23 protein-coding genes are annotated in these 23408 nt (G+C 69.0%); 15 read left to right on the top strand and 8 right to left on the bottom strand.

Annotation, left to right across the window (positions count from 1 at the left end; translation table 11 throughout):
- Positions 1 to 16 precede the first annotated feature (16 nt).
- A complete protein-coding gene (locus U9J23_RS05335; protein WP_272267706.1) occupies positions 17 to 1156 on the bottom strand; it encodes a DUF2786 domain-containing protein in 1140 nt (379 codons plus the stop codon).
- 87 nt (positions 1157 to 1243) lie between these two features.
- Positions 1244 to 2824 carry a methionine--tRNA ligase gene (gene metG / locus U9J23_RS05340; RefSeq protein WP_106200494.1) on the bottom strand — a complete coding sequence of 527 codons (1581 nt, stop codon included), beginning with the start codon at positions 2822 to 2824 and terminating at the stop codon, positions 1244 to 1246.
- Between the two features lie 22 nt (positions 2825 to 2846).
- On the opposite strand from metG, the gene U9J23_RS05345 reads away from it, so the two are divergent.
- From U9J23_RS05345 to U9J23_RS05375, 7 genes are all read left to right on the top strand, one after another.
- Positions 2847 to 3677: a TatD family hydrolase gene (locus tag U9J23_RS05345; protein WP_059381654.1), complete on the top strand. Its 831-nt coding sequence runs from the start codon at positions 2847 to 2849 to the stop codon at positions 3675 to 3677.
- 40 nt (positions 3678 to 3717) lie between these two features.
- Positions 3718 to 4794 (top strand): maleylacetate reductase, encoded by a 1077-nt coding sequence (locus U9J23_RS05350; protein ID WP_326601747.1) that lies wholly within the window; start codon positions 3718 to 3720, stop codon positions 4792 to 4794.
- A 79-nt stretch (positions 4795 to 4873) separates the two neighbouring features.
- Entirely contained in the window at positions 4874 to 5302 is a 429-nt protein-coding gene (locus U9J23_RS05355; protein WP_085468963.1) for a DoxX family protein, read from the top strand.
- Positions 5303 to 5443: 141 nt separating this feature from the next.
- On the top strand, positions 5444 to 7123 hold the full coding sequence (locus U9J23_RS05360; protein WP_106200492.1) for a sulfatase-like hydrolase/transferase: 1680 nt from the start codon (positions 5444 to 5446) through the stop codon (positions 7121 to 7123).
- Positions 7124 to 7622: 499 nt separating this feature from the next.
- A complete protein-coding gene (locus U9J23_RS05365; RefSeq protein WP_085468961.1) occupies positions 7623 to 8750 on the top strand; it encodes a resuscitation-promoting factor in 1128 nt (375 codons plus the stop codon).
- Positions 8751 to 8803: 53 nt separating this feature from the next.
- Complete coding sequence (gene rsmA, locus U9J23_RS05370) at positions 8804 to 9712, top strand: 16S rRNA (adenine(1518)-N(6)/adenine(1519)-N(6))-dimethyltransferase RsmA (protein ID WP_326601752.1); 909 nt, start codon at positions 8804 to 8806, stop codon at positions 9710 to 9712.
- Between the two features lie 226 nt (positions 9713 to 9938).
- Positions 9939 to 10145, top strand: a complete 207-nt coding sequence (locus U9J23_RS05375; RefSeq protein WP_006553820.1) for a cold-shock protein — start codon at positions 9939 to 9941, stop codon at positions 10143 to 10145.
- A 63-nt stretch (positions 10146 to 10208) separates the two neighbouring features.
- Here U9J23_RS05375 and U9J23_RS05380 read toward each other — a convergent pair whose 3' ends face one another.
- Positions 10209 to 10475, bottom strand: a complete 267-nt coding sequence (locus U9J23_RS05380; protein WP_085468960.1) for a hypothetical protein — start codon at positions 10473 to 10475, stop codon at positions 10209 to 10211.
- 90 nt (positions 10476 to 10565) lie between these two features.
- On the opposite strand from U9J23_RS05380, the gene U9J23_RS05385 reads away from it, so the two are divergent.
- The 3 genes from U9J23_RS05385 (at position 10566) to U9J23_RS05395 (ending at position 13849) form a co-directional block, all read left to right on the top strand.
- Complete coding sequence (locus U9J23_RS05385; RefSeq protein WP_059381647.1) at positions 10566 to 11501, top strand: 4-(cytidine 5'-diphospho)-2-C-methyl-D-erythritol kinase; 936 nt, start codon at positions 10566 to 10568, stop codon at positions 11499 to 11501.
- 43 nt (positions 11502 to 11544) lie between these two features.
- On the top strand, positions 11545 to 13338 hold the full coding sequence (locus tag U9J23_RS05390; protein ID WP_326601759.1) for an ABC-F family ATP-binding cassette domain-containing protein: 1794 nt from the start codon (positions 11545 to 11547) through the stop codon (positions 13336 to 13338).
- A gap of 73 nt (positions 13339 to 13411) precedes the next feature.
- Positions 13412 to 13849, top strand: a complete 438-nt coding sequence (locus U9J23_RS05395) for a DUF6069 family protein (RefSeq protein WP_085468958.1) — start codon at positions 13412 to 13414, stop codon at positions 13847 to 13849.
- 74 nt (positions 13850 to 13923) lie between these two features.
- Here U9J23_RS05395 and U9J23_RS05400 read toward each other — a convergent pair whose 3' ends face one another.
- From U9J23_RS05400 to U9J23_RS05410, 3 genes are read right to left on the bottom strand one after another with little or no spacing between them, the layout of a single operon-like run.
- A complete protein-coding gene (locus tag U9J23_RS05400; protein ID WP_059381644.1) occupies positions 13924 to 15078 on the bottom strand; it encodes an acyl-CoA dehydrogenase family protein in 1155 nt (384 codons plus the stop codon).
- A gap of 2 nt (positions 15079 to 15080) precedes the next feature.
- Positions 15081 to 15875, bottom strand: coding sequence for an enoyl-CoA hydratase/isomerase family protein (locus U9J23_RS05405; protein WP_059381643.1), 795 nt, complete (start codon positions 15873 to 15875; stop codon positions 15081 to 15083).
- Positions 15872 to 17386 carry an acetyl-CoA acetyltransferase gene (locus U9J23_RS05410; RefSeq protein ID WP_085468956.1) on the bottom strand — a complete coding sequence of 505 codons (1515 nt, stop codon included), beginning with the start codon at positions 17384 to 17386 and terminating at the stop codon, positions 15872 to 15874. The genes U9J23_RS05405 and U9J23_RS05410 overlap by 4 nt, the downstream gene beginning before the upstream one ends.
- A 100-nt stretch (positions 17387 to 17486) precedes the next feature.
- On the opposite strand from U9J23_RS05410, the gene U9J23_RS05415 reads away from it, so the two are divergent.
- From U9J23_RS05415 to U9J23_RS05435, 5 genes are all read left to right on the top strand, one after another.
- A complete protein-coding gene (locus U9J23_RS05415) occupies positions 17487 to 18095 on the top strand; it encodes a TetR/AcrR family transcriptional regulator (protein WP_059381641.1) in 609 nt (202 codons plus the stop codon).
- A gap of 135 nt (positions 18096 to 18230) precedes the next feature.
- Positions 18231 to 18713 (top strand): nuclear transport factor 2 family protein, encoded by a 483-nt coding sequence (locus tag U9J23_RS05420; RefSeq protein WP_024103220.1) that lies wholly within the window; start codon positions 18231 to 18233, stop codon positions 18711 to 18713.
- A gap of 14 nt (positions 18714 to 18727) precedes the next feature.
- Positions 18728 to 19162, top strand: coding sequence for a VOC family protein (locus U9J23_RS05425; RefSeq protein ID WP_024103221.1), 435 nt, complete (start codon positions 18728 to 18730; stop codon positions 19160 to 19162).
- A 25-nt stretch (positions 19163 to 19187) separates the two neighbouring features.
- Entirely contained in the window at positions 19188 to 19859 is a 672-nt protein-coding gene (locus U9J23_RS05430; RefSeq protein WP_085468955.1) for a pyridoxine/pyridoxamine 5'-phosphate oxidase, read from the top strand.
- A gap of 49 nt (positions 19860 to 19908) precedes the next feature.
- Positions 19909 to 20949, top strand: coding sequence for an enoyl-CoA hydratase/isomerase family protein (locus tag U9J23_RS05435; protein ID WP_059381638.1), 1041 nt, complete (start codon positions 19909 to 19911; stop codon positions 20947 to 20949).
- A gap of 17 nt (positions 20950 to 20966) precedes the next feature.
- Here the strand turns inward: U9J23_RS05435 and U9J23_RS05440 are convergent, their stop codons facing one another.
- Together U9J23_RS05440 and U9J23_RS05445 are read right to left on the bottom strand one after the other, a co-directional pair.
- Positions 20967 to 21572, bottom strand: a complete 606-nt coding sequence (locus U9J23_RS05440) for a hypothetical protein (protein ID WP_442802268.1) — start codon at positions 21570 to 21572, stop codon at positions 20967 to 20969.
- A 101-nt stretch (positions 21573 to 21673) separates the two neighbouring features.
- Complete coding sequence (locus U9J23_RS05445; protein WP_059381636.1) at positions 21674 to 23356, bottom strand: peptide chain release factor 3; 1683 nt, start codon at positions 23354 to 23356, stop codon at positions 21674 to 21676.
- Positions 23357 to 23408 lie beyond the last annotated feature (52 nt).

Below are 23408 nucleotides of genomic sequence, written 5' to 3' on the forward strand. Positions count from 1 at the left end.
TCGGTGATCGACCGGGTCAGCGACCGACCGTGCGGGACTCCGGTGTCAGCGAGGCGGTCTCGGCTGCATCGCGACCGGCGTGGAAGCCGTCGGCGTCGACCCCGCGGCTACGCGAGTCGCGGGTGACGGGGAACAGTCGCCGGAACTCGGTGTCGACGGCGTCGGAGCGCCTGGCGAGGATCGGTGCGAGCTTCGTGATGGGCATCTGCGCGTCGGCGGCGGCGTGCGCCGTGGCCCGGACGTCCGCCTCGCGGAGACGCTCGCCGATCCGATGCGCGTAGCCGGTGAGGAACGCGCGGCGGAAGGAGGTCGCGGACGATCCGCGTCGCCCCGCCGTTCCGACCGTCTGCACGGCCCGTCCGGCCTGCACGAGCAGCGAGGTGTACAGCATCTCGGCCTGCTGCAGGTCGGTGGCGGTGCCGACGATCGTCGCGATCTGCACCCGGGTGAACCACACCGTGCGCACGCGGTTGGCGTCGCCGATGGCGGTGAGGAGCAGAACCTTCTCCCGGATGTACGGGCTGTCGAGGTGGATGCGCCGGCCGACGACCGGGTCGGTGGCGGAGTCGGGCCCGGCCAGCAGCGCCGCACCCACGGCGTGACGCGAGACGAGTTCCTGCGCCTTCGCGGTGAGCGCTTCGGCCTCGTCGGGGAAGTCGGTGGACTCGGCCTTCGACAGCAGTGCCCGGATGCGTTCGAGGATTCGGGTGTCGGGCGGGGTGGGCGCAGACGGGTCGCCGGACCGGACCGACGGCCACCGCGACGGCGGGGGTGTGAGGATCGCGAAGGACGGCAGGTACTTCCAGGTGAAGGCGAGCCCTTCGATCTCGAAGCGGGTGACGTCGGGGCACGCGCGGAACAGACCGTCGGCCAGCGTCGGGGCTCCGGCCGCGTGGGCCGGACGCGGGTGCCGGCGGGCGATCTCGTCGAGCTGCCGCACCCACTCGACGGGGGCGCGTTCGGCCGCGCGACGGATCTGAGCGTCGAACAGCATCGTGGCCGCCGTCAGTGCGACGTCGGAGGCCCCACCCGAGCGGGCGGTCACGTGGAGCACGTCGGCGGGCTGCCATCCCCGCTCGTAGGCACCGCCCAACTCGGCGAGCAGGGAGTGCTCGTTCAGGCCACCGGATCGAACATGTGTTCTATCTCTGCGCATGCGCCGCAGTGTGGCGCACGGCACCGACAGGTTTGCATGGCGACGGAGAACATGCAGGTGAAGCGCTCTCCGTCGCCGGGCGGGCGCTCAGTCCTCGTCGACGTAACGCGGGAACACCGGTGCCGGGGCGGGCAGGGCCGTGCCCGGAGCCAGACGGGTCGCGACGGCGTCGAACTGCCGTGCCTCGGGTGCCTGGCCGAGGAGATCGAGGATCTTCGCGGCGGCATCGGGCATCACCGGCTGGACGAGCAGACCCACGATCCGAACGACCTCGAGCGTGACGTACAGAACCGTCGCCATCCGCTCGGGATCGGTCTTGCGCAGCACCCACGGCTGCTGCGCCGAGAAGTAGCGGTTGGTCTCGCCGAGCACGTGCCAGATCGCTTCGAGACCGAGGTGCAGGGCCTGGGAGTCGAACTCGGCGCGCACCTTCGCGAGCAGCGCGTCGGCCTGGGCGAGCATGGCCTCGTCGTCGGCGGTGAACTCGCCCGGCGTGGGCACGGTGCCCTCGAGATTCTTGGCGACCATCGTCAGGGAGCGCTGCGCGAGGTTGCCGAGGTCGTTGGCGAGATCGGCGTTGATGCGGGTGACGATCGCCTCGTGGCTGTAGCTGCCGTCCTGGCCGTAGGAGATCTCGCGGAGCAGGAAGAAGCGCAGCTGGTCGAGGCCGTACTGGTCGACCATCTCGAGCGGATCGACGACGTTGCCGACCGACTTCGACATCTTCTCGCCCTTGTTGAACAGGAAGCCGTGGACGAAGACCCGCTTCGGCAGTTCGAGGCCCGCCGACATGAGGAAGGCCGGCCAGTAGACGGTGTGGAACCGCGTGATGTCCTTGCCGATGATGTGCAGGTCGGCGGGCCAGTAGCGGCGGTAGGACTCCGACCGGGTGTCGGGGAAACCGGCGCCGGTGAGGTAGTTGGTCAGCGCGTCGACCCACACGTACATGACGTGATCGGGGTGATCGGGGACGGGAACGCCCCAGTCGAAGGTGGTGCGGGAGATCGACAGATCCTTCAGGCCGCCGGAGACGAAGCTGACGATCTCGTTGCGGCGGGTGGCCGGGGCGATGAAGTCGGGCTGCTCCTCGTAGAGCTTGAGCAGCTTGTCCTGGTAGGCCGACAGCCGGAAGAAGTAGGTGGACTCCTCGGTCCACTCCACGGGGGTGCCGGTGTCGGTGGAGATCCGCGAACCGTCCTCGAGCAGCGTGGTCTCGCCGTCGGTGTAGAACGCCTCGTCGCGGACCGAGTACCACCCGGCGTAGGTGTCGAGGTAGATGTCGCCCGAGTCGACCATGCGCTGCCAGATCGCCTTGCTCGCCTCGAGATGATCGGCGTCCGTGGTACGGATGAACCGGTCGTACGAGATGTTCAGCCGCTTGTCCATGGCCTCGAACACGTCCGAGTTGCGGGACGCGAGTTCGGTGACCGGGATCCCTTCCTTCGCGGCAGTCTGCTGCATCTTCAGACCGTGCTCGTCGGTGCCGGTCAGGAAGCGCACGTCGAAGCCGTCGAGACGCTTGAACCGCGCGATCGCGTCGGTCGAGATGTACTCGTAGGCGTGCCCGATGTGCGGGGCGCCGTTCGGGTACGCGATCGCGGTCGTGACGTAGAACGGCGGGCGGGTGGGATCGCCGGCGGCCGGGCGGGAGGAATCAGGCGCAGTCATGGTGGCCAGTAGTTTATAGGGCGTGAGTGCAGCCCGTCCCGCCCCCGAAGCCCCGCAGCCGTTGAGCCCCCTCGTCGACGCCCACACGCACCTCGACGCGTGCGGCGCCGAGGACGCCGCGACGACGTCCGCGATCGTCGATCGTGCCGCCGCGGTGGGGGTCGGACGCATCGTCACCGTCGCCGACGATCTCGAGGCGGCACGTTTCGCCGTGCGGGCCGCGCATTGGGACGACCGCGTCTACGCTGCCGTCGCCATCCATCCCACCCGCGCGAACAGCCTCGACGACGCCACCCGTGCCGAGATCGAGAAACTCGCCGCCGACCCGCGCTGCGTCGCGGTGGGGGAGACCGGCCTCGACCTCTACTGGCCGGGCAAGCTCGACGGGTGCGCCGAACCGGCCGAGCAGGAGGAGGGTTTCCGCTGGCACATCGACCTCGCCAAGCGACTCGGCAAGCCGCTGATGATCCACAACCGCGAGGCCGACGCCGACCTGCTGCGCGTCCTGCACGACGAAGGTGCACCCGAGAAGGTGATCTTCCACTGCTTCTCGTCGGATGCCGACATGGCCCGTCGCTGCGTCGACGCCGGATACCTGTTGAGCTTCTCGGGCACCGTGAGTTTCAAGAACGCGAAGGCGCTGCGTGAAGCGGCGCCGCTCGTGCCCCGCGAGCTGGTGCTGGTGGAGACCGACGCGCCGTTCCTGACCCCGCATCCCTTCCGGGGTGCGCCGAACGAGTCGTACTGCCTGCCGTACACCGTGCGGGCGCTCGCCGAGGTGCGCGGTGAGGACGCCGGCGAACTGGCCGCGGCCACCACCGCGAACGCCGAGCGGGTGTACGGACTTTCGTAAAGGGCACGCGCGCTCCCACTCCCGTCGTGAGAATACGGGCATGCGCTCCTTCGTCTACAACTCTCATCCGGTACGTGTGATCTTCGGCCCCGGTACCGCCTCGCGGGTCGCGGACGAAGTACGTCGACTCGATCATTCCCGCGTCCTGCTGCTCGCCGGCGAGCACGTGCGGCACCAGGCGGAGCTGGTCGAGAAGTATCTCGGCGATCTGCAGGTCGCGCGTTTCGACGGCGCGGTCATGCACACGCCGGTGGAAGTGACCGAGCGGGTGCTCGGCCTGGTCACCGAGCACGACGTCGATGCGGTCGTCGCGGTCGGCGGCGGCTCGACCACGGGCCTGGCCAAGGCACTGGCCCGCCGCACGGGGATCGATCAGGTGATCCTGCCGACGACCTATGCCGGGTCGGAGGTGACGCCCGTTCTCGGCGAGACCGCCGACGGGGTGAAGACCACACGTTCGTCGCCCGACATCCTTCCGGAGACCGTGGTCTACGACGTCGAGTTCACCACCTCGATGCCGATCCCGCTGGCGGTGACCAGCGCGATCAACGCGATGGCCCACGCCATCGAGGCCCTCTACTCCGAACAGGCAAATCCGATCGTCGATGCTCTCGCGCTCGAGGCCGTGGCCGCGATCGCCCGGGGTATCCCGGCGCTCGGTGCGGATTCGGCCGATCCGGAGGGGCGTTCGGATCTGCTGCTCGCCGCGTGGCTCTCCGGTACCTGCCTCGCTTCGGCGGGAATGGGGCTGCACCACAAGCTCTGTCACGTCCTGGGTGGGTCGTTCGACCTGCCGCACGCTGCCACGCACACCGTCGTGCTGCCCCATGCGCTCGCCTACAACGAACCGTCGGTACCGCACGTCATGGCGCGGGTCGCGCAGGCGCTCGGCACGGATTCGGCGCCCGCGGGCGTCTACGACCTCGTGGCGGCGGCCGGTGGGCCGACGAGTCTCGAGGAACTGGGGTTGCGGGAGTCCGATCTGGACGAGGCGGCGCGACTGGCGACGGCGAAGCCGTATCCGAATCCCCGGGAGGTCACGGAGGTGGGTGTGCGGCGGTTGCTGGGGGAGGCGTTCGCCGGTAACCGGCCGGAGCCGGTCGAGAAGGCTGGTTGAAGCTACAACCACGGGTTGCTATCTTAGTTGTCGCTTCAACTAAGTGGGGCTCTCCGGCCTCCGACCCGAAAGGCTCGACATGAAGACCCCTCTCGTCCGCGACATCGGCATCCTCGTCGCCCGGCTCGTACTCGGCGTCATCTTCCTCGCGCACGGACTGCAGAAGTTCAACTCGTGGGGATACGAAGGCACCAAGGCGGGCTTCGAAGGAATGGGCGTGCCCGCCCCGGCGATCTCTGCGTTCGTCGCCACCTGGATCGAGATCCTCGGTGGTCTCGCGCTCATCCTCGGTGTGCTCGTCCCCGTGTTCGGCGTCCTGCTGTTCCTGCTCATGTTCGGCGCGTTCCTCATCGTGCACGTGGAGAACGGAATCTACGTCGGCGACGGCGGTTTCGAACTCGTGGCCGCGCTCGGCGCGGGGGCTCTCCTGCTCGCCGCGGTCGGTGCGGGAGCATTCAGCGTCGATCGCTTCCTCGCGCGGAGGGTTCCGCTCCTGCGTACGGCCTGACCTGCGGTTCCGGGGCGCTGTGGACGATTTCTCCCGATCGTCCGCAGCGCCTTTTCCGTCCGATGACGCGCGCTTTTCGCATATGTCTTGTTATTCTCCTGCACGACATATGCGTTCACGGATTTCTCCGACAGGATCGATATGACCGTGCAGCAAGCTGTTCCGCGTCGCGACACCACGTGGAATGTCAATCGACGGACCTTCCTCGTGGGCGCAGGCGCACTCCTCGCTGCCGGCCTCGTGGGCGCCGGAACCTCTGCGGCACAGCCTCGGACACCGCAGCGTCCCAACATCCTCATCATCATGACCGACCAGGAGCGTCAGCCGATGCACTGGCCGGCCGACTGGGCGCGCAACAATCTGCCCAATCGGCAGCGGCTCGCCGACACCGGGCTGACCTTCACACGATCGTTCTGCAACGCCGCGATGTGCTCGCCCAGCCGCAGCACGTTCTTCACCGGGCTCTATCCCGCCCAGCACGGCGTGGTGAGCACCCTCACCGAGGGCGGCACGCTCTCGCCCACCGAACCCGTGCTGCCGGTGGACGGCCAGAACATGGCGAAGATGCTGCTCTCCGCCGGATACGACGTCCACTACCGCGGCAAATGGCACATGAGCAAGGGTGCCGACGGCGGCGACCCGTCGCCCGAGGACATCGCGCGGTACGGCTTCGCGGGATGGGAGCCCCCGGAGGCCGGGCAGGACACCGCACCCGAGAACTTCGGGGGTGGCTGCGCCGACCGCGACGGCAAGATCGCCTCCGACGCCGCCGAGTTCCTGCGGTCGCGAAGTGCCTCCGACGACAGGCCGTTCGCGCTCATCGTGTCGTTCGCCAATCCCCACGACATCCTCTCGTACCCGAAGACCTGGGACCAGGTCGACGGCGACTGCAACAACTACGGCGCCTTCGCGCCCGAGGCGTTCGAGCAGGGAATCGACCTGCCGCCCACCATCGACGAGGACCTGCTCCGCAACTTCAAGCCCACCGCTCAGGCCGAGCTGCTCCTGCTGCTCGCGGGCGCGCTCGGTCCGCTCGTCGGTCCCGAGGCGGCACGGCAGTACGTCAACCTGTACGCCTACATGCACAAGGTCGTCGACCAACACATCGGGACCGTTCTCGATGCGCTGGAATCGGTTTCGGGCATGCGCGAACGCACCGTCGTCTTCCGGGTGGCCGACCACGGCGAGATGGGGCTGTCCCACGGCGGGCTCCGTCAGAAGGCCTTCAACGCCTACGAAGAGACCCTCAATGTTCCTCTCGTGGTGAGCAATCCGGTGATGTTCCCGAGGCCGGTGTCCACCGACGCGCTCGCGTCGCTGATCGACGTCATGCCCACCCTCGCGACGATGGCGGCCGTGCCCGACCGTTCGGCGTGGACGTTCAAGGGCGTCGACCTGACACCCGTCATAGAGGGTGCGTCGTCCGGTGCCACGCCGCCGCAGGTGCAGGACACCGTCCTGTTCACCTTCGACGACGAGAACGCCGCCGCGGCCAACGGGCAGACGACGGTGAAGCAGCCCAACCACATCCGTGCCGTCCGGCAGGACCGGTGGAAGTACGCGATGTACTTCGACCCGTCGGGACGCGCGCTGCCGCAGTTCGAGCTCTACGACCTGCACGACGATCCGCTCGAGACACGCAACCGCGCGAACCCGCTCGATCTCGCGAACTTCGACCCGGTGCAGGTCGCGACCATGCACGCCGTCCTGATGGACGTGATGGCCCGCACCGGCACCACCCCCACCGTGCCGATTCCGCAGTTCCCCGTACCGAGCGGATCCGCCGATCTCCCCGTCCCCAGCGGCTCGGCAGGGCGCTGACGAAGCCGCTCATCGGCAACCACGACCACCGGTAGGCGATCCGCTGTGCGCCGGTGGTCCGCCGGCCGTGTTCGCGATCCGCGCTGCCGTTCGGTGCTGTGCCGGTAGTGCCGCTCACGGCCCTGCACGAGGCCCTCGCGTGCGGCGAAGCCTCCTTCCTCTCCGGTGCGTGACCACCTGCCGCGTCGGAGCCTGTGGGTGTCGACACCTCGACCGCTTCGGATGGGATGCGGCACAGATGTGCGAGAACCTCGACCGCCTCACGGAACTTCTGTCCCCGGTGTCCGAAACGAGAGGAATTCCCTTTTCCGAGTATCGCTAGAAAATGGCGATTTCGGGCACACCGAAATGGTCGAGGTAATACCTGTTCGATATTTGTGACGGGCGTCGTGATCTGACAGAAATCATTATCAGTGCAGCTAGAGGCGATGGAGTTGCAATAACAATGCCGTCTCGTTACCGTGCTGTGATCACAGTTGTCGTCCGTCTGGAAATAATCGTGTCACCTTTCACCAAGATCAATCGCGTCAAGTCGCCGGTGTTCTACTCGGTGGTCGCCGCCGTCTTCGTCACCCTCGGTGCCGGTGGTGCCACTGCTGTGGTTCAGCACAAGGACGTCGTCCTCGACGTCGACGGTGAGCAGCGTGCCTTCGGCACGATGAACTCCAACGTCGGCGACATCCTGGCCGCCGCCGGCTACACCGTCGACGAGAACGACGTCGTGGCCCCGGCCGTGGACTCGTCCGTCTCCGACGGCGACACCATCGTCCTGCGACAGGCCCGTGAGCTGCGCCTCACCGTCGACGGTGAGGAGCGCTCGGTGTGGACCACCGCGCTGACCGTCGACGAGGTGCTCGACCAGTTCCGCCTCTCCGACGACGCCTACGTCTCCGCCTCCCGTTCGCACCGCCTTCCGCTCGACGGTGCCGATCTCGAGGTCGTCAACCCCAAGACGGTGCGCTTCGCCGACAACGGCGCGCCCGCCGCCGAGGTGCGCGTCGCAGCGCCGACGGTCGCCGAGTTCCTCGAGGCCCAGGGCACGAAGCTCGAGCAGGCCGACAGCGTCACCCCTGCCCTCGACGCGGAGCTCGCGGAGGGCATGGAGGTCGTGGTCACCCGCGACCGGACCGAGTCGCGGACCGAGAACCTGCCGATCGCCCCGCCGGAGAACCGCGTGGACGATCCGAACATGCTCGAGGGCGAGACCGCCGTGAACGACCCGGGTGCTCCGGGTGAGCGATCGGTGACCTTCGACGTCCACACCGTCAACGGTGTCGAGGTCGGACGCACCGAGACCGACTCGAAGGTCCTCGCCGAGCCGCGGCCCGTCGTGATCCGCGTCGGCACCAAGCCGAAACCTGCTGTGCCGGCCTCGGGTCGCGCGTCGACCTGGGACTCCATCGCCCAGTGCGAGGCGACCGGCAACTGGGCCATCAACACCGGCAACGGTTTCTACGGCGGCCTGCAGTTCACGCAGCAGACGTGGGCCGGCTTCGGCGGCACCCAGTACGCACCGCGCGCCGATCTCGCGACCCGCGAGCAGCAGATCGCCGTCGCGGAGAAGGTCCAGGCGGCCCAGGGCTGGGGCGCATGGCCGGCCTGCACCAGCAAGCTCGGTCTGCGCTGACCGGCACGGGTGTGCACGGTGTGACCTGCTCCCGAGTGCGCTAGGTTCACCACGTGTCAGCAGACGATCCCGAAACCACTCCGAGGGCCACCCCGGCTTCTCCGCGCGGCCTCGCCGCGCTGCTCGGACCCGCCGAGGTCCGTGCACTCGCGGAGGAGTTCGGGGTGCGCCCGACGAAGCAGCTCGGCCAGAACTTCGTGCACGACGCGAACACGGTGCGCCGCATCGTCAACGTCGCCGGGGTCGGCCCGGAGGATGTCGTGCTCGAGGTCGGGCCCGGCCTGGGTTCGCTCACCCTCGCCCTGCTCGACGTCGTCGACCGTGTGGTTGCGGTCGAGCTCGATCCCGTTCTCGCGCAGCGTATTCCCACGACCGTGCAGGAACGGGCCCCGCGGCTCGCCGACCGCTTCGACGTCGTGCGCATGGACGCGATGAAGGTGCTGCCGAAGGACCTTCCCGTCACGCCCACCGCGCTCGTCGCGAACCTGCCCTACAACGTCGCGGTGCCGGTGCTGCTGCACCTGTTCTCCGAATTCCCCACTCTGCGAACCGCTCTCGTGATGGTGCAGGCCGAGGTCGCCGATCGGCTCGCAGCCGAACCGGGTGGCAAGATCTACGGCGTACCCAGCGTGAAGGCCCGGTTCTTCGGCGACGTCCGCAGGGCCGGCGCTGTCGGGCGTGCGGTCTTCTGGCCCGTTCCCCAGGTGGAATCGGGCCTCGTGCGCGTCGACCGCTATGCGGAGCCACCGTGGCCCACCGACGCCCGGACGCGCGCCCGGGTCTTCGCCGTCGTCGACGCGGCCTTCGCGCAACGGCGAAAGACGTTGCGCGCAGCGCTGAGTGGATGGGCGGGTTCGCCCGCGGAGGCCGAGAGGCGCCTGCTGGCGGCCGGTATCGAGCCGTCGACCCGCGGGGAGAAGCTCGACGCCGCAGCCTTCGTGCGGCTCGCAGGGGTGGAGTGATCTAGGCCACTCTTCCTGGCGGTCGGATGCGATGTGTGGTTAAGTTGTCCTCGGTCGTTAGGTAGTGTGTTCGTGGTTTACCCCTCGCACATTTCTGGTTGCGAGCGGAGGCGATAGCCACGATGGAATCGTTTCAGCCGTGTAGTGACAGACCCGGGAGCCGAAACCGACTCCCGACGAGACAGAACGTCTATATCCGTTCTGCCTGCAAGTGAAGGACAGCAACATGGCTGAAGGTACTGTGAAGTGGTTCAACGGCGAAAAGGGCTTCGGCTTCATCGCTCCCTCGGACGGCTCCGCTGACGTCTTCGTGCACTTCTCCGAGATCCAGGGCCGCGGCTTCCGCACCCTCGAGGAGAACCAGCGCGTGAGCTTCGAGATCGGCCAGGGCCAGAAGGGCCCGCAGGCCACCGGCGTGAACGTCATCGGCTGATACCGATACTCTCCGAATCCGGGCCGGCACCTCAGGGTGCCGGCCCGGATTCGTTGTATCCGGTCAGCCGATCATCGCCCCGTAGCCGGTGATGCCCAGGCCGGACGAGCCGGTCGACGAGCCGGCGGAGTCGGCCGAACCGGTGGCCACTCCGGCCGAGCCGGTGGGCGGGTTGACGCAGTCCACGAGATTCAGCGAGCGCAGGACCAGGTCGCCGAGCGAGCAGACGCGCGGCGGAGCCGGTTCGGCCGAGGCGACGCCGGCGGTGCCGAGCGTGGCGGCCGCGGCGACGACGCAGACGGCAACCGCATTGCGTACGGATCGAGTCACATTTCCTCCAGTGTGTTCACGAGTCGCCCGATCGTAGAGCGTGGCCGCGGCGGTCGGGAAGCGTCCGTATCCCGAGTAAGCTCTGTACTCGTGCTTTCCGTCGTGCCGACCCCCGTGACAGTGCGGGTCCCGTCCAAGGTCAACCTGCATCTCGCGGTGGGTGACCTCCGTCCCGACGGCTACCACGACCTGCACACCGTCTTCCAGGCCCTGTCCCTGTACGACGAGGTGTCGGTGGTCCCGGCCGACACCCTGAGCGTGACGGTGCGCGGCGCGGGCGCCGAGTCGGTGCCCACCGATTCGACGAACCTGGCGTGGCGCGCCGCCGAGATGATGGCGGAACGGGCCGCACGTACACCCGACGTGGCGATCACGATCGACAAGGGCATCCCCGTGGCCGGCGGAATGGCCGGTGGCAGCGCCGACGCTGCCGCGACGCTGGTCGCGCTCGACGCGCTGTGGGGCATCGGGGCGCCCCGGGAGGACCTCGCGGATCTCGCCGCCCGCCTCGGCAGCGACGTGCCGTTCTGCCTCCACGGCGGAACGGCGATCGGAACAGGGCGGGGCGAGCGCCTCGTCCCCGTCCTCACCCGCGGCACCTTCCACTGGGTACTGGCCCTCGCGAAGGGTGGTCTGTCCACACCGGTCGTCTTCCGTGAACTCGACCGGCTGCGTGCCGAGGGAGAACCTCAGCGCGTCGGCAGCGCCGATGCCGTGCTCTCCGCGCTCGGCTCCGGTGATGCGCACCGGCTCGCGCCGCTGCTCGGCAACGACCTGCAGGCCGCGGCCCTGTCCCTCGACCCGATGCTGCGACGCACGCTCCGAGCGGGTGTCGAGGCCGGGGCCCTGGCGGGCATCGTCTCCGGTTCCGGCCCCACGTGCGCGTTCCTCGTCGAGGACCAGCACGCCGCCGTCACCGTGAGTGCCGAACTCGCCGGTGCCGGTGTGTGCCGTACGGTGCGGGTCGCCTCCGGTCCGGTGCCCGGCGCCCGTGTCGTCGGCGACGCCGATCCCGCACACCCCTGATCCCGTAGTACATCCCCGCAATCCTCGGAAGGCGTTCCTCCACGTGGCGAATCTGATCAACCTCGAACAGGTCTCGAAGTCGTTCGGCATCAAGCCGTTGCTCGACTCGGTGTCCCTCGGCGTGAACGAGGGGGAGCGGATCGGTGTCGTCGGCCTCAACGGCGGCGGCAAGACGACGATGCTCGAGGTGCTCGCCGGCATCGAGGAGCCCGATTCGGGCCGGGTGAGCCGCGTGAACGGTCTGCGCATGGCCGTCGTGACGCAGCGCGGCCGTCTGCCGGAGGGCTCGACCGTCGGCGAGGTGGTCCTCGGGCCGCTCGACGTGGCCGAGCACGAGTGGGCCGGTGATGCGCGCATCCGCTCGGTGCTCACCGGTATCGGCATCGACAATCTCGGTCTCGACGCGGTCGTCGACGGTCTGTCCGGTGGTGAGCGTCGCCGGGTCGCCCTTGCCTCAGCCCTCGTGCAGGATCTCGACCTGCTCGTCCTCGATGAGCCCACGAACCATCTCGACGTCGAAGGCGTGCAGTGGCTCGCCGAGCACCTGCTGTCGCGGCGCAGCGCGCTCGTCGTCGTCACCCACGACCGCTGGTTCCTCGACACTGTCGCGACCCGCACCTGGGAGGTCGTGAACGGCCGAGTCGAGAGCTACGAGGGCGGCTACAACGACTGGATCTTCGCGCGCGCCGAGCGCTCGCGCCAGGCCGACGCTATGGAGGAACGCCGCCGCAATCTCGCCCGCAAGGAACTCGCGTGGCTGCGACGCGGCGCCCCGGCCCGCACATCGAAGCCGAAGTACCGCATCGAGGCCGCCGAAGCGTTGATCGCGAACGTGCCGCCGCCGCGCGACTCCGTGGCGCTGGCCTCCTTCGCGAAGCGCCGCCTCGGCCGCATCGTCATCGAACTCGAGGACGCCACCCTCACCACCCCGGACGGCCGCGAACTGGTCCGCGACCTCACCTGGCGTCTCGGCCCGGGCGAGCGGATCGGTCTCGTCGGCGTCAACGGCTCGGGCAAGACGACCCTGCTGCGCACGCTCGCGGGCGAACTCGAACCGGCACAGGGACGTCGCGTCCAGGGGCAGACCGTCGAGATCGGCTGGCTGCGGCAGGAACTCGACGACCTGCCCACCGACATGCGGGTGCTCGACGCCGTCAAGGACGTGGCCGAGCGGATCACGCTGGGCGACAAGGAGATCTCCGCCGGTCAGCTCGCCGAACGTCTGGGCTTCACACCGGCGCGGCAGCGCACCCCCGTCGGCGACCTGTCCGGTGGTGAGCGTCGCCGGCTGCAGCTCACGCGTGTGCTCATGGCCGAACCGAACGTGCTGCTCCTCGACGAGCCCACCAACGACCTCGACATCGACACACTCCAGCAGCTCGAGGACCTGCTCGACGGCTGGGCCGGAACCCTCGTGGTCATCAGCCACGACCGGTATCTCGTCGAACGCATCTGTGATTCGACGTGGGCCCTGTTCGGCGACGGCCGGCTCACGAACCTTCCCGGCGGCATCGAGGAGTACCTGCGCCGGCGCGCGGCCATGGGCGACGGCGACGTGCCGTCGGTGGCGTCGACCGTCTCGAAGACCGGTGACGCCGCGGAGCAGCCGAAGAAACGCGACGGTGCCGCGGAACGTGCCGCGCGCAAGGAACTGTCGCGCCTCGAGCGTCTCGTCGCAAAGCTGACCGAGAAAGAGGAGAAGCTGCACCACGACCTCGCGGAGGCGGCGACCGATCCCGACCGGCTGCAGAAGCTCGACGCGAAGTTGCGTGAGGTGGTCGCGGAGAAGGAAGCGGCCGAGGAGCAGTGGATGGAGCTCGCCGAAGATCTCGACTGAATCCTCTTGACCTCGAGTCGGCTCGAGGTCGCAGGATGGGCGTCGTCAGAAGGAACGCCCATCAGGAGGATCCATGTCCGTCACCGAAACATCCGGTACCTCTACGCATCTCCCGCAGTCCCGACTCGCACGTTCCGCTGTGGTGGTCGCCGCGTCCGTCGTGACCGCACTGGTGATCGACCTCGTGCTGTGGGCCGTCGGGCTCGTCGCGGGTGGCTCGTTCGAACACACCGACGCCGGTGAGGTGGTGAGCGCGGCGCCCGGTGGCGTGGTGCTCATGTCCGTCGTCCCGCTCACCGTCGGTCTCTCCGTCGCGGCCCTGCTCACCCTGTGGTGGAACGGTTTCGCGCGGATCGCCCAGGTCGTCGGGGCGTTGCTGCCGCTGGCGACGATCCAGGGCACGATCTCCGCGGACTTCGACACGCCGAGCACCGTCGCCCTGGCGCTGATGCACGTCGTGATCGCCGTGGTGGTCGTCGTCGCACTGGAGATGCTCCGTGCGCGTGCCTGACACGAGTAGGGGGAGGAAATGTGCGCTTTCGCAAGGAAAGTCGCACATTTCCTCCCCCGAGTTCGGGCGGAGACCTACAGGCCGAGCAGCTTGCTGATGATCTCGTTCATGATCTCGTTGGTGCCGCCGCCGATGCCGAGGACGCGGGCGTCGCGGAAGTGGCGCTCGACCTCGCTCTCGCGCATCAGGCCGATACCACCGGAGAGCTGAACCGCCTCCATGACGGCGTGGTCGCAGACCTTGACGGCGTTGTTCTTCGCCATCGACGTCTCGAGCAACATGCCCTCGCCGTTGACCCACCGCTCGGCGACCGAGCGGCAGAACGTCTGTGCCGCAGTGATCTCGGTGGCGAGCTCGGCGAGACGGTGACGCACGACCTGGCGCTTCGACAGCGGACGGCCCATCGTCTCGCGGGACTTGACCCACTCGACGGTCAGGTCGAAGCAGCGCTGCGCGGTGGCGACGGCCTGGAAGGCCAGCGACAGGCGCTCACCCTGGAACTGCTGCGCGATCTGCCCGAAGGCCGAGTTCTCGGCGCCGATGAGGTTGGAGACCGGCACGCGCACGTCGTCGTAGAACAGCTCGGCGGTGTCCGAACACAGCCAGCCCATCTTGTCGAGCTTGCGGGAGACCGTGAAACCCGGTGTGTCCGTAGGGACGACGACGAGCGAGATGCCACCGGCGCCGGCGTCGCCCGTGCGCACCGCGGTGGTCACGAAGTCGGCGCGTGTACCCGAGGTGATGTAGAGCTTCGCACCGTTGATGACGTACTCGTCGCCGTCACGACGCGCGGTCGTGCGGATGTTCGCGACGTCGGAGCCGCCGCTGGGCTCGGAGATCGCGAGCGAACCGATCGCGCGACCCTCGAGCGCGGGACGCGCGAACCGCTCGATCAGGTCGGTGTTGCCCGACGAGACGATGTGCGGGGTGGCGATGCCGTGGCTGAACAGCGCCGAGATCAGGCCCGACGAACCACCGGCGAGGATGATCTCCTCGAGGATCGCGAGCATGTCGAGGGCGGTGCCGCCCGAGCCGCCGTGCTCCTCTGCGACCGAGGCGCCGAGCAGGCCCGCGTCGGCGGCCTTGCGATGCAGTTCGCGCGGGATCTCGCCGGCGCGCTCCCACTCGTCCAGGTGGGGGACGATCTCCTTGCGCGTGAAGTCGGCGGCGAGCTGACGGAGCGCCTTCTGCTCGTCGGTGTCCCAGCGGATCACTTCGGTGGTGGTCATGCCTATTCGCCCTTCCAGACGGGTTCGCGCTTCTGCATGAAGGCCATGACACCTTCGAGGGTGTCGGCGCTGGTGGTGAGACGTGCAAGGGCCTTGTCGGTCAGCTCCCAGGGCAGGTCCTCGGCGGGGACGTTGCCGTCGATGATGCCGCGCGCGACGGTCTTGCTGGCCTGCACGGCGAGCGGAGCGCCCTTCGCGACGTCGGCGGCGAGAGCGAGAGCGGTGTCGAGGACCTCGGCCTGCGGGACGACCCGGTTGACGAGGCCCCAGCGCAGCGCGTCGGCGGACGACATCGGCTTGCCCGTCAGGACGAGTTCCATCGCGACGGCGCGGGGGATGGCCTGGCCGATGCGGAAGACACCACCGGCACCGGCGATCAGGCCGCGGTGCACCTCGGGCAGACCGAATTCGGCGCTCTCGGAGGCAACGACGAGATCGCTCGCGAGGGCGAGTTCGGTGCCACCGCCGAGGGCGGTGCCGTTGACCGCGGCGATGACGGGCTTGGAGATGTGGTGCTTGACGACACCGGCGAAGCCCCAGTGCGCGGTCTCGGGCGGGGTGACGCCGTCCGGTCCCTTGGTGCCGAGGGCCTTGAGGTCGGCGCCGCCGCAGAAGACGGCGTCGCCGGAGCCGGTGAGCACCACGACGCGCACGTCGCGGTCCTCTTCGGCGCGGTCCCAGGCCTCACCGAGTGCCTGGTGCACGTCGGCGTTGATGCTGTTGGCCGCCTTGGGACGGTTGATGGTGACGAGCAGGACGTGCTCGCGCTTCTCGACGAGAACGACGGGTTCGCTCACGACTGGGACTCCTCGGGGGACAGGTGCTCGATGCGGGTGACGGTGAGAGTGCCGCCGTTGTCGGTGACGTGGACGGTCTCGCCGACGATGTCGGCACCGGCGGCGAGGACCGCGGCGCCGGTGGCGTCGGTCTGGCCGGAGACACGCCGGCCGTCGGGGGTGAGGCCGACGAGGAAACCGACCGACGGGTTGCCGTCGCGACCGAATTCGGCCGTGGCGGTGACGATCTGGACCTCGCCGCTGTAATCGGTGGCGGTCTCCGGCGCGGACGGCTCGAGCAGCACGTGCTCGGGGTCGCCGACGTAGCCGTCGGTGTGCGGTGCGCAGCCGAGGACCACGACGTGCTGGTAGGTCAGGTAGCCGCCGTTGCCGTGCACGAGGGCGAGCTCGCCGTCCTGGCGCAGCCGCTTGGCCACCGACACCACCGAGTGCAGCGTGTAGCTGTTGAGCGGGCCGCCGAAGAAGGAGTGGCCGCCGGTCACCGACGGGACGGTGTCGCGGGGGAGGCCGAGCTGCTCGATGAGCAGCTTCGGGACCACGGGGAAGCAGCTGTAGGCGTCGATGATGTCGAAGTCGGCGGGACGCAGGTCGGTCGCCGACAGCGTGCGCCGCAGCGCATCGTCGAGTGCGGCGGAGCGTCCGAAGTCGCCGCGGGCGAGCACGTCCGAGGGCTCGGTCGCGCCGGCGCCGCCCCACACGTAGAGCAGGTGGTCGTCGGGGACGCCGAGTTCGCGGGCCACGGCGAGCGAGGTGACGACCACGGCAGCGGCCTGGTCGACGAACGGCATCGCGTTGACCAGCAGCGGGTACGGATCGGTGACGAGGCGGTTCTTACCGGCGATGGTGCGGATGTCGTCGGCGGTACGGCGCTCGGGGTTCCAGGACGCCGGGTTCTCGGCGGCGAACTCGGAGAAGGCGGCGTACAGCGTCGCCGACCAGTCGAGCGACTTCTCGCGCGAGTGCCCGAGATCGTGGCTGAGCCGGTTCTCGAACAGCGGGTAGACCCGCGTGGGGACGATCATCCCGGCGCGCTGCATCGCCGGGCTGCCGAGGTCCTCGTTGCTGATCGGCGCGGGGCCGCCCGGGGCGGTGGTCCATCCGAGCGTGACCGGATCCGTTCCGGCCTTGTACGAGTTGGTCGCCGAGGCCTGCGCCTCGCCGCCGACGAGCAGCGCGACGGTGCTGGTGCCCGCGGCGATGTCGTGGCCGATGCGATCGAGCAGGGCCGCCGGCCAATGGCCGCCGATCGGCGTGGTCGACGTGTGCTCGGGCGTCGCGCCGAGACGTTCGGCGAGCAGGCCCGGCAGGTCGTCGTAGTTCCAGCTCGCGGTCTTGATCGCGTGGATGGTGTCGATCCGCGTGGCGAGATCGGCGCCGGAGTCGGCGATCGCGGCGAGGGTGGCCTCGTGGATGAGGTCGAGCGGTTCACGCGGGTCGGCGGGCGCACCGGCACGGCCGGAGCGCAGGTCGCCGACGCCGATCACGACGGGAACCCGAGTGGGGTCGGTCATGGCGTTCCTTCGGTCTGCTCTGGGGGAGGAGGACGCCGTCAGCTTAATACGGACGATTTCAGTCTGTAAATCGAGGAGTGGTCTGGCACACTTTCCCGACGTGACCGAAGCACCCGCACCGCGCCGCCGCGGACGCCCCCGCGACGCCGACCTCGAGGACCGCGTGTTCGACGCCGTGCTCGAGGTGTACTCCGAGACGAGCTGGCGTGGCTTCACGCTCGACGCGGTCGGACGACGCGCGCGGGTGGGGCGCGCCGCCCTCTACCGCCGGTGGTCGAGCAAGGACGACCTGCTGGTCCAGGCCCTCGAAGCGCGCAGCCCGCTGCCCGTGCCGATCGACACCGGCGCGCTCCGATCCGATCTCGTCGAACTCGCCCGGCAGCTGTTGCGCGGTTACCGGACCACCCCCGGCCTGGTGAGCCTGCGCGTCGCGCTCGACGCCCGCGCCAACCCCGAACTGCTCGCCCGGCTGATCCACACCCTCAACCGCAGCCGCGTGCTCGCGGCGCGCACGATCGTGCACCGCGCCGTCGAGCGCGGCGAACTCCCCGCCGACACCTCGGCGACGCTGCTGCTCGAGATGGTCACCGGCACCGTGCTCAGTCATGCCCTGTTCGCGTTGGCCACCCCGGACCAGAGCGTCGACGACGACTACGCCGAACTCGTCGTCGACGCGACCATCCGCGCGCTGCGCCGTCCCGAGTCGTGACCGGCACGCCCTCCCGTGACCGAATCGCGATCGAATGCTGCCTGGTAACAGTGTGATTCCGGCCGTCTGCGCCGGTCGTCCGGGCTAGCCTGGAATGCGAATACTCGCAGGGGGGGCGCCAATGGGAGGCTGACGATGGATGTGCAGGCGGTAGCGGAGATCACGCGGCTCAAATACCGTTATGCGCGAGCGCTCGACACGAAGGACTGGGACGAGCTGGCGAACACCCTCACCCCCGACGCACACGCCGTCTACGGGGAGCATCTCGTTTTCGACTCACGCGACGCCTTCATTGGTTTCCTCGAGAACACGCTGGGAACGCGCTTGATCACGGAGCACACCTGTTCCCATCCCGAGATCGACATCGCCGACGACGGCCGCAGCGCCACCGGGGTGTGGTTGCTGTCCGACACCGTGATCATCCCCGAGGACGGGATGATGCTGCGCGGCTCGGCCTACTATCACGATCGGTACAGCCTCGGTGACGACGGATGCTGGCGGATCAGCCGCACCGGATATCAACGCAACTGGGAGACGGTCACATGCATGGGCGACTCGCCTTCGGTCCGGTTGACGACCAATCGATGGGCACTGCTGCAGCAACCGAAAGCGTCCTGAGCGGGGACGACGAGATGGTCTCGGAGGGTTCCGGCGATTTTCCCCGTCCGGGGGCGCTGCCCTATCTGACGGTGCCGCGGGCCCACGAGGCGATCGAGTGGTACACCCGGGTCTTCGGAGCGTCGCTGACCGCCGAGCCGGTCGTCATGGACGACGGTCGCGTCGGGCACGCCGAACTGCGGTTCCCCAGCGGAATGATCTATCTCGCAGACGAATTCCCCGAACTCGGACTCACGGCGCCGCAGGAGGGGGCGGTCTCGGTGAGCCTGATGCTCGAGGTGGCCGACACCGACACGGTGCTCACCCGCGCCCGTCTGGCCGGCGGTTCGGTCGAGAGGTGGATCAACGAGGCCCACGGTCATCGCAACGCCACCCTGCTCGACCCCTTCGGGCATCGCTGGATGCTCGTCGGCCCGCTGACCGGCAAGCTGCCGCCACCTCGGGAGTGAGCTCCCGGATCGGTACCATGCGGCGATGAGTGAGATCGCGCGTCGCAGTGAGTTTCCCGATACCCGCGGCTGGATCCGGGCCCTGCCCACCCTCACGGCGTCCGCGCCGCCGTTCGCACCGGCCGCGACGCCGCAGGAGACCTTCCTCCGCTGGCTCACCGAGGCGACCGAGGCCGGCGTCGCCGAGCCGCACGCCGCGACCCTGTCGACCGTCGACCCGTCCGGAACGCCCGACGCGCGCATGCTGCTGATCAAGGACGTCACCGACGACGGCTGGTGGTTCTCCGGCGACGACCGTTCCCCGAAGGGCCGCCAGCTCGACGCGACACCGGCCGCCGCGCTCACCGTGTACTGGCGCGAACTCGGCCGGCAGGTACGCGTGCGCGGGCCCGTCCTGGCCGGCCCACCCGAGGTGTGTGCCCGCGACTTCCGGGAACGGTCGGTCTTCGCCCGTGCCGTCGCCTCCACGGGACACCAGAGCGAGGCCCTCACCGATTCCGCCGAGTACGACGACCTCGTACGGGAACGCCTGACCGCGCTCGAACACGATCCGGACCTCGTCTCACCGCACTGGACGGCGTGGTGCGTCGCCGCCGAGGCCGTGGAGTTCTGGCAGGCGGATCCCGGCCGGCGGCACCTGCGGTATCGCTACCGGCGTGCGGGGGACCGGTGGGTCACCGAGGAACTTCATCCATGACGTGTCGCGTGGCAGGGACGAGTCGCCCGCGACCGGTAGGCTCCCGCCCGTGAACGAGTCCTTCATCCGCACACGCGTCGCCAACGGAGTCGGCGAAGTGCAACTCGACCGTCCCGGTGCGCTCAACGCGCTCGACCGGTCGATGATCCGCGACATCCGCTCGTCGCTTCTCGCCTGGCGCGACGACCCGGCCGTCACGGCCGTGCTCGTCACCAGTGCCTCCGACCGCGCGTTCTGCGCCGGTGGCGACGTCAAGCCGGTGCGCGAGCTGGCCCTCGAGGGGCGCTTCGACACCGTCCGCGAGTACTTCGCCGACGAGTACCGCCTCGACGAGCTGGTCGCCACCTACCCGAAGCCGTATCTCGCGGTCCTCGACGGCGTCACGATGGGGGGTGGCCTCGGTATCTCGGTGCACGGCGCGGTGCGCGTCACCACCGAGAAGACCACGATGGCCATGCCCGAGACGGCCATCGGGTTCGTTCCCGACATCGGGTCGAGCCACTTCCTCCCGCGCCTGCGCGGCACCACCGCGCGGTGCGATGCGGTGGGGATGTATCTCGGACTCACCGGCGCCCGCATCGATGCGGGCGACGCGCTGGCCGTCGGCCTGGCCACGCACTACGTGCCCAGCGCCCGCATCGACGACTTCGCCGACCGCATCCGCGCCGGGCAGTGGCGCGACGCCCTCGACGAGTTCGTCGAACCGGCCCCCGAATCCTCCCTGGCGCAGCGTTTCCCCGACATCGAGACGGTGTTCGGCGACGGCACGGTGCTCGACATGGCGACCCGCCTCGACAGCCTCGCCGACATCGACGCCGAGTGGGCCGAGCAGACCCGCACGGCCCTGCGGTCGTTGTCGCCGACGAGCGTGTGGGCCACGGCCGAACTGATGCGACGCGGTGCCGAGAGCACGCTCGAGGAATGCTTCGCCCACGAACTCGACGTCGCCGTGCGCGTCGCCGCGACGCCGGACTTCATCGAAGGTGTGCGCGCCGTGCTCGTCGACAAGACCCGCGACCCGCAGTGGTCGCCCGCGACGCTCGAGGACGTCGATCCGGCGGCGATCGCCGCACTGTTCGGCGACGGATAACCCGCGACCTACCGCCTCTACCGGGAGTGACGCTGCGGTACCTGCAGGTCGACGACGATGGGCTGCCCACCGAGGGTCGCGTGGATCTCGGGTTTCTCCAGCCCACCGGCGAGCAGGTACTCGCCGAGCAGGGTGAGCAGTTCGTCGTCGTCCGCCATCGGGTCGCCGTGCGAGCCGATGCCGCGCGAGTCGCGGGAGGTCAGTTCGTTCTGTGCGAGTCGCGCGGCGATACGCACCGATGCCACGCCCATCGAAGTGCGCCGCGACGGGACCGGGCCCGGTGTGGTGATCGTGCCGAGGCTCTCGGTGGCCGTCGTGGTGGTGGCGGGCCCACTCGCGGAGCCGTTCGTGCCGGTGCTGCTCACCAGGGTCGTTCCTTCCTCGGAATTGCCGGCGCCCACCCCGCCGGCCGGGTCACCTTCGAGCGATGCATCCCCCATGCTCGTGCGGTGTGTTCCGGGATCCGGCGTACTCGTCAGCGGGGTACTGCTCGGAAGAGGAGTGCTCGGCAGCGGGTAGACGAAGGTGCCCGAGCGCTTCGCGCGTCCGGATCGCCTGCCCGAATCCGCCGTCCCACCGGACGACAGGTCCTCACCGGCCGTGGCCGGTACGTCGTCGTTCATCGACACAACTCCTGATTCCACCCGAATACGTCGGATCGACGGAAGGGAAAGTATCAGTAAAATCCGCTGGACGCACTACCTGTCCGGCGTCGTCGGGACGCTCAGTCGGTCGCGGCGACCAACGGTTCGAGAGTCAGCTCCGGCAGCTCCTTGAGGATGTACTGCAGCCGCCACTTGTCGCTGACGAGAGCGAGGAGCACGCCGTCCGACCGGGTGAACACCTCGACGCCGCGCTGGCGGTTCAGCTCGTCGGCCGAGGCCGCATCGGTGCGACGCGCGAGCGAGTAGCCGAGATGCTCGATCTTCGGGTCGACGTTGTACTCGGCCTTCATCCGCGCCGCGACCACCTCGAACTGCATCGGACCCACGGCCGCCATCACCGGCGACGCGTCGCCGCGGACGTCGTTGCGGAGGATCTGCACGACGCCCTCGGAGTCGAGCTGGTCCACGGCCTTGCGGAACTGCTTGTACTTCGAGGCGCTCTCGGCCCGCAGGATCGCGAAGTGCTCGGGCGCGAACGACGGAATGGGCGGGAACTCCACCTTCTTGTCGACATAGAGGGTGTGGCCCGGTGCCAGCGCGGTCGCGTTGACCAGGCCGACGACGTCGCCGGGATAGGCGTTCTCCACCGTGGAGCGTTCGCGGCCGAAGACCGTCAGCGCGTATTTGGTGGCGAAGGGCTTGCCGGTCTGCGCGTGCGTGACCACCATGCCGCGCTCGAACACACCCGAGACGACTCGCATGAACGCGAGCCGGTCGCGGTGGGCGGTGTCCATGCCGGCCTGCACCTTGAACACGACGGCGCTGAACGGATCGTCGACCTCGCGAGCGGTCTCGTCGATCGCGAGGCGGGCCCGCGGCGGTGGTGCGAGCGTGATCAGGGTGTCGAGGATCTGCCGCACACCGAAGTTGAGCATCGCCGACGCGAAGATCACCGGGGAGGTCTGCCCGGCGAGGAACAGCTCCTGATCGTGGTCCTGGCCGTTGGCCGACAGCAGTTCGGATTCCTCGGCGGCTTCGACCCAGGTGTCGCCCTCGAGGGCGAGCGCCTCGTCGGGGGACAGATGCTCCTCGGGTGCGATCTTGGCGCCGCCGGCCGTGCGGGTGAACTTGATGTACTCGGCCGCGTCTCCGTCCTCGCCGCGGCGCAGCAGACCGCGGAAGTCGCCCGCGATACCCACGGGCCAGAACAGGGGAGTCGGCGTCAGGCCGATGCGCTCGTCGATCTCGTCGAGCAGTTCCAGCGGCGTCCGGCCGGGGCGGTCCCACTTGTTGATGACGGTGACCACGGGGATGCCCCGGTGGCGGCACACCTGGAACAGCTTCAGGGTCTGCGGCTCGAGACCCTTCGCCGCGTCGATGAGCATGACGGCGGCGTCGACGGCGGTGAGGACGCGGTAGGTGTCCTCCGAGAAGTCGGAGTGACCGGGGGTGTCGACGAGATTGACGACGTTGACGACCTCGTCGTCGGTGCCCGCGACGTCCGAGCGGGTGTAGTTGAACTGCAGAGCGGTGGAGCTGACGGAGATGCCGCGGGCCTTCTCCATCTCCATCCAGTCGGAGACCGTCGACTTGCGGCCGGCCTTGCCGTGGACCGCGCCGGCCTCGGAAATGACCTTCGCGTGCAGGGCGAGCGCCTCGGTGAGCGTCGACTTACCGGCGTCGGGGTGGGAGATGACGGCGAAGGTGCGTCTGCGCTCGGCTTCGGCTCTGACCTCCTTCGCGGACGCAGGCTTCGAGGCGCCGGTGGATTGACTGTCGGCCGAAGCGTGCGGGGTGCTCAACGGGAAAAACCTCTCGAAGGGGGCAGGGAGTAGGGGCGCTATCGCCGCCAAC

The organism is Rhodococcus sp. PD04 (assembly GCF_035918275.1).
Taxonomy (GTDB): Bacteria; Actinomycetota; Actinomycetes; order Mycobacteriales; family Mycobacteriaceae; genus Rhodococcus; species Rhodococcus rhodochrous.